Below are 6,089 nucleotides of genomic sequence, written 5' to 3' on the forward strand. Positions count from 1 at the left end.
GGTCGAGCAGCAGGCGCCGATGGTGCCGGTTGTCGGCGCCGACAACGCCGGCTTCGTCGGCCAGTTGAACTCGGTCAAGGATCTGGTTGGCGCCGCCGTCACCAACCCCGGCTCGATCGGCGGCGCCGGCGTCACGCTGGCGCTGCAGATCCTCGACGGCAAGAAGCCGGCGCAGCAGACCGTTCTGGTCGAGCCGCAACTCTGGGAAAACGCCACCGATGAGGGCAAGGCCAAGCTGAAATCGGCCGCCGATCCGTCGCTGAGCCCCGAGTGGCCGGTCTCGATCTCGATTCCGGACTGGACCACCTACACCAAGGACCAGATCGTCGCCTGCAAGGGCCCGGGCGAGTAAGCTGGGCTTCTTCCTTCCCCCTTGTGGGGGAAGGTGGATCGGCGCGCAGCGCCGAGACGGATGAGGGGTGCTGGAAGGAATGAGGCGTTGGTGTTTTCTGGAACACCCCTCATCCGACCTCGCTTCGCGAGGCCACCTTCTCCCACAACAAGGGGAGAAGGGAAAGTCGCCGCTCCGCAGTACGCCGCGCGCAAGCGTGGCGTGCTGTTAAAACAGGCTACACATGATCGAGACCCGCACGATTTGACCACCAATCCTCTCCTCAATGCCACCGGCGTGGCGAAGAATTACGGCGCGGTCGCAGCACTCCGCAACGCCTCGCTCTCGGTGCTGCCGGGCGAGGTCCATGCGCTGATGGGCGCCAATGGCGCCGGCAAGTCGACACTGGTGAAGATCCTGACCGGCGCCATCCAGGCGGACGCCGGCCGCATCCTGATCCGCGGCGAGGCCCGCGATGTCCGCTCGCCCGCCGCCGCGCGCCGCGCCGGCCTGTTGCCGGTCTACCAGGAGCCGGCGCTGATCCCCGATCTTGATGTCCTTTCCAATTTGCGGCTGACCGGCACGCCTGTCGAGCCGTTCCGCGCCTGGGTGCGCGAGCTCGGCATCCCCAATCTCGATATACGCGAGACCGCGCGTGACATTCCGCTCGCCGTGCTGCGCGTGCTGGACCTTGCACGCGCGCTCGCCGTCGAACCCGACGTGCTGCTGCTTGACGAGATGACCGCTGCGCTGCCCGCCAACCTCGCCGAGAAAGTGCTGGAAGTCGTGCGCCGCCAGGGCGACAGCGGCCGCTCGGTCATCTTCATCTCGCACCGTTTCGTCGAAATCTCCGCGCTCTGCGACCGCGCCACGGTGCTGCGCGACGGCGCCACCGTCGGCGTCGTCGACATCGAGCCGGGCGTCGAGGAAAAGATCGTCGAGATGATGCTCGGCGCCCGCATCGAGAAGGTCAGCGTCGCCGCCGCGCGCACCGCAAGCGAGGCGCCGGCCGTGAGGGACAGCCACCCTCGGCTGTCGGTGCGCAACCTGCAGCTCGGCACCAAGCTGCACGATGTCTCCTTCGATCTCGCCAATGGCGAGGTGGCCGGCGTCGTCGCGCTCGAGGGCCAGGGCCAGGACGAGCTCTTTGCCGCGCTTGCCGGCTCCATCCGGCCGGCCGGCGGCACAATCGCCGTCGACGGCGCGCCGGTAAGACTCTCGCATCCGAGCGATGCCATCCAGGCCGGCATCGCCTATGTGCCCGGCGACCGTACCGAAGCGCTCGCCATGCAGCGCTCGGTGCGCGAGAACATCGCGCTTCCTTTCAGCGCAGCGCTCCGCAAATGGGGGCCGATCCGGGTGCGCAGAGAGCACATGGTCGTCTCCAGCGCCATCGCCCGGCTGCAGATCGACACTCGCGCGCAAGGCGAGGTGCAGCGCCTTTCCGGCGGCAACCAGCAGAAGGTGACCATCGCCCGCTGGATCGCGGCCGACGCCCGCACCATCCTCTGCTTCGACCCGACGCGCGGCATCGATGTCGGCACCAAGCAGGAGATCTACAAATTGCTGCGCGAGCTCGCAGGCCTCGGCAAGTCGGTTCTGTTCTACACATCCGAGCTGGAGGAGGTGCAGCGTGTCTGCGACCGCGTCATCGTCATCTTCGGCGGCCGTGTCGTCGACACGTTCCCGGTCGAGCTGGCCGACGAGCCGGCGCTGATGCGGGCCGCCTACGGCCTGCCGCGCGGCGCCAGGGAGGATGTCGGCATCCTCGCCGATGTCAGGCCTGCCTCCGATGCGGAGGCCGCGCCATGATGCGCTTCCTGCGCCGCCAGGGCTGGGTCGCCGGCCTGCTCGCTTTGCTGGTATTCCTGTTCGTCGTCACCAAGCTGATCCAGCCGGGTTATGGCAGCGGCGACTTCGGCTCGCTCGCGCGGGCAGTTTTGCCTTATGCCTTCGCCGTCGCCGCCCAGACCGTCGTCGTCATTGCCGGTGGCATCGACCTCTCGGTTGCCGCCATGATGGCGCTGACCAGCGTCACCGCCGCATCGATGATGAACGGCGCCAGCGAGGAATATGCGTACTTCGTGGTGCCTTTCGTGCTTGCCATGGGGTTGGCGCTCGGGGCGCTGAACGGGCTCCTCATCGTCGTCACCCGCGTTCCGGATATCGTCGTCACCTTGGCCACTTTGTTCGTGCTGCAGGGCGCTGCGCTTCTGGTGCTCGAGGCGCCCGGCGGCGCCGCCGCCGAATGGCTGAAGGCAAGCATTATCGGCACCATGCCGATACCCAACCTTCCGGATTGGGCCGATGCCTGGGTTCCGAAGGCGTTGGTGCTGCTCGTCGTCTGCCTAGGCATTGTCTGGATCCCGCTCAGGCGCTCGCGCCTCGGACTTTCCATCTACGCCATCGGCAGCGACGAGCTCGCCGCCTTCCGCAGCGGCGTGCCGGTGGCGCGCACCAGGATCGTCGCCTATGCGCTTTCCGGCCTGTTCGCGGCGCTCGGCGGGCTCTCGCTCACCATCAGCACCGGCATCGGCGCACCGATCCCCGGTCCCTATCTGCTCGCCAGCGTCGCAGCGGTGGTGCTGGGCGGCGTCGCGCTCGGTGGCGGCAAGGGCGGGCTGCTCGGGCCGATCATTGCCGTCTTCGTGCTGCGGCTGGTGCGTACCGACCTCACGCTGCTGGCCATCGATCCCAATGTCACCGCCATCGTCGAGGGGGCGATCATGGTCGCCGTCGTGATGTTCGGCGCCTTCATCACCATCCGGGGCCGCCCGGCGGGAGCAACGCCATGACAAGCAGCGCGACCATGCCTCAACCGGTCTCCTTCGGCCGCCGCCTCAAACGCTTCATGGCGGACCGGCCGCTCATTCCGCTGATCATCCTGCTCGTCATCCTGGTGGTGATCCTGCAGATCCTTCGCCCCGGCATCTTCAACGAGCGCTGGATCGCCAACACGGCCAAATTCGCCATTCCACTGGCGATCCTCGCCGGCTGCCAGACCATGACTATGCTCACCGGCGGCATCGACCTTTCCGTCGGCACGGTGGCAACGATGAGCGCCTTCATCATGGCGACCCAGATCGTCAATCAGGATCCGACGGTGGTCTTCATCCTCGCCATGCTGCCGGCGGTGCTGATCGGCCTCGTCAACGGCATCGGCGTCGGCGTCTTTCGCGTCCATCCGCTGATCATGACGCTCGGCACCAGCCTGATCGGCACCGGCTTCCTGCAGGTCTACCAGCGCACCGTCATCGCCTCCGGCGCCAGGATCCCGGATTTTCTCAACTGGCTGGGCACCGGCCTCACCTACGGCTTCCCCAACGCGCTGTTCCTGTTCGTGCCGGTGGCGGCGCTGATCGTCTTCACGCTCAACCGCACCGGCTTCGGCCGCCTGCTCTTCGCCGTCGGCGACAATGAGCGCGCGGCGCGTCTGTCCGGCGTCCGCTACTGGCAGGTGATCACCGCGCTCTATGTCATCTCCAGCCTGCTCGCCGGCATCACCGGCCTGCTCTATATCGGCCTGATCAAGGCGCCTTCGCTGTCGCTCGCCGAGCCGCTGGTGCTGCCTTCGGTGGCCGCCGCCGTCATTGGCGGCACCTCGATCTTCGGCGGCCGCGGCGGCTACACCGGCACCATCATCGGCGCTCTGATCCTCACCGTGCTGACCACGCTGCTCACCATCCTGCACATGCCCGAGGGCGGCCGCCGCATCCTCTTCGGCTTCATCGTGCTGTTCGTGACCGCGGCTTATCTGAGGATCATCGAGGATCGCTGAGAAATCGGCTACCCGGCCAGATCGACGTGATGAGCGCCGTGCGTCAGCGGAATGCGGCCGATCCGTTCCAGCGATGGTCGCTCGCCGCTGGCCGCATCGCCCTTGACGACACGGAAGACTTCCAGCCCAGCGCCGGTTTCCGGTCCGGCGTCCGCATGGCCCTGGAACACGGTGGCAAGGAAATGGTCTCCGGTCCTGTCGAAACTGCCTCCCTCCGGCAACGAGCCTTCGAAGGGATAATCGGCGATCTTGACGATACCGCCGGTCGCCGGATCGAAGCTTAGCAGCGTTACGGTGGCGTGGCGCTGGAAGCGCGCGGACGCCGGCGGGAAGGCGGTCCCGCGCATGTTGACGGTCGCCACCAGCCTTCCATCCGGGCTGATCGCGATGCCCTCGGCCGACAGATCGGTCTCGGTCCGGGCGACAAGCCGATGGCGGGCGGCGTCGGCCGGTGCCTCAGGAGCGGCAAGCTGCACGACGCTGACCGTCGATGGCGTCTCGGGGATGCGCCCCTCGAGATCGGCGGCAACGAAGTTCCGGCCCCAGTTGGAGGTCAAGTAATGGCGTCCGTCCGGTGTGAAACGGCCAACGAAGGGATCGGCGCCGACCTCCACGCTGTTGCCCCAGGGGCGCAGGTCCGGCGCGCCGTTCGCGTCACTGACCTCAAAGAAGGCGACCCGGTTCTGGCTGTTGATGTTGACTGCGATGAAGCGGCCGTTCGGATGCCAATGGACGTTGGTCGCGGTCACACCGCCGCGAGGCGTGGAAGCAGGTCCGGTGATCCCCAGATCGGCAAGGTTGAATCGGGTGACGGAGCCGAAACGACCTTCGGCATAGCCGATGATCTGAACGAAGCTCGCCTCCGGCGTGTTGGACACCACGGCGACGTGGCGTCCGTCGGGCGAGACCGACAGGGCTTCTGGGAAGGCGGCGATCTCGGCAGTATCCGCCAGCCGAGGCGCTGCGCCGTCGGAGAGGTCGATCCCGAACAGGCGCTTTCCCGGAGGCAGGTCGCGGACAGTATCGCCTTCGTCCGATCGTTCGCCCAGCCTTTCGGTGACGAAGGCGGTCTGCCCATCTGCGGTCAATTGCAGGATTTCCGGAGCGGCGGTTACGGAATTGGAGACCGGCACGGTGCCGGTGACGACCTTGCCGTCGACGATGGAAACGATCGTGAGCATATCGCGAAAACCCGCCTCGCGGGGCGCAAGCTGGCCCGTGGCATAGGTCTGGGCGACGAAGTCGCCGTCGGAGATCACGGCGATCCGGCTCGCCGAGATACGGCCGGCAAGATCAAGCGACTGCGCTGCCACGACTGGCGGCACGAAGGCGCTTAGCACGGCAGCAAGTGCGAAGCGGCGGAAAGTTGAACTGATCACAATGCTGTTCCTTTTGCTGGTTCCACTGAAACCCCTCGTCTTGTTCGAAAATATCTCTGGCGCTGATTGCCTTCCAATTGGAATATCTTCGTCTGTGATAGAGGATCTGCATAAGGAGCGACCTTGGATATCCGCACCCTGGCCTGCTTCATCGCCGTCGCCGAAGATCTGCATTTTCGCCGCGCCGCCGATCGGCTGAACCTGACCCAGCCGTCGCTCAGCCAACGCATTCGTGCCCTGGAGACAGAGATCGGTGCCGAGCTGTTCGAACGGGACCGTCGAGGAGTGACGTTGACGCCGGCCGGGGCCGCCTTCCTCGGCCCCGCCCGAAAGGCTGTCGAGCATGCCAATGCCGCCAGGACGCAGGCGCTCAGAGCCATTCGCGGCGAGGTCGGGCGCTTGCGTCTCGGCTTCACCGTCATTGCCTTTTACGGAGTTCTGCCGGAGGCGGTACGCGCGTTTCGCGCCCGCTATCCAGATGTCGAGGTGGATCTGATCGAAATGAACTCGCCGCTGCTGGAGGCGGCACTTTCGGCCGGCGAGATCGACCTCGGCGTGCTGCATCCTCCGCTGTCGACGCCGGACCTGATTGTCCATGCCC

At 66.4% G+C, this 6,089-nt stretch carries 5 protein-coding genes and 1 pseudogene; 5 read left to right on the forward strand and 1 reads right to left on the reverse strand.

Going from position 1 to position 6,089, the window contains the following annotated elements; all coding sequences use genetic code 11:
• The 4 genes and pseudogenes from EOA29_RS21830 to EOA29_RS21845 form a co-directional block, all read left to right on the forward strand.
• Window positions 1-352: pseudogene (locus EOA29_RS21830) on the forward strand (sugar ABC transporter substrate-binding protein); the annotation flags it as partial.
• Window positions 353-595: 243 nt separating this feature from the next.
• Window positions 596-2,143 carry a sugar ABC transporter ATP-binding protein gene (locus EOA29_RS21835; protein WP_126091991.1) on the forward strand — a complete coding sequence of 516 codons (1,548 nt, stop codon included), beginning with the start codon at window positions 596-598 and terminating at the stop codon, window positions 2,141-2,143.
• Window positions 2,140-3,126 carry an ABC transporter permease gene (locus tag EOA29_RS21840; RefSeq protein WP_126091990.1) on the forward strand — a complete coding sequence of 329 codons (987 nt, stop codon included), beginning with the start codon at window positions 2,140-2,142 and terminating at the stop codon, window positions 3,124-3,126. Before EOA29_RS21835 ends, EOA29_RS21840 begins: the two co-directional genes overlap by 4 nt.
• Entirely contained in the window at window positions 3,123-4,109 is a 987-nt protein-coding gene (locus EOA29_RS21845; RefSeq protein WP_126091989.1) for an ABC transporter permease, read from the forward strand. The genes EOA29_RS21840 and EOA29_RS21845 overlap by 4 nt, the downstream gene beginning before the upstream one ends.
• Before the next feature lie 8 nt (window positions 4,110-4,117).
• On the opposite strand, the gene EOA29_RS21850 is transcribed toward EOA29_RS21845, so the two are convergent.
• Window positions 4,118-5,488, reverse strand: coding sequence for a lactonase family protein (locus EOA29_RS21850; protein ID WP_245468508.1), 1,371 nt, complete (start codon window positions 5,486-5,488; stop codon window positions 4,118-4,120).
• A gap of 123 nt (window positions 5,489-5,611) precedes the next feature.
• Here EOA29_RS21850 and EOA29_RS21855 point away from each other — a divergent pair.
• Window positions 5,612-6,089: LysR family transcriptional regulator (locus tag EOA29_RS21855; protein WP_127221478.1), on the forward strand; the 478-nt coding region annotated here is incomplete at its 3' end.

This window comes from Mesorhizobium sp. M1E.F.Ca.ET.063.01.1.1, assembly GCF_003998155.1.
Taxonomy (GTDB): domain Bacteria; phylum Pseudomonadota; class Alphaproteobacteria; order Rhizobiales; family Rhizobiaceae; genus Mesorhizobium.

What these genes read in the sequence shown, in the direction of transcription:
- EOA29_RS21840 (WP_126091990.1), top strand. Translation starts at nt 2,140, where the DNA reads ATGATGCGCTTCCTGCGCCGCCAGGGCTGGGTCGCCGGCCTGCTCGCT.
- EOA29_RS21845 (WP_126091989.1), top strand. Translation starts at nt 3,123, where the DNA reads ATGACAAGCAGCGCGACCATGCCTCAACCGGTCTCCTTCGGCCGCCGC.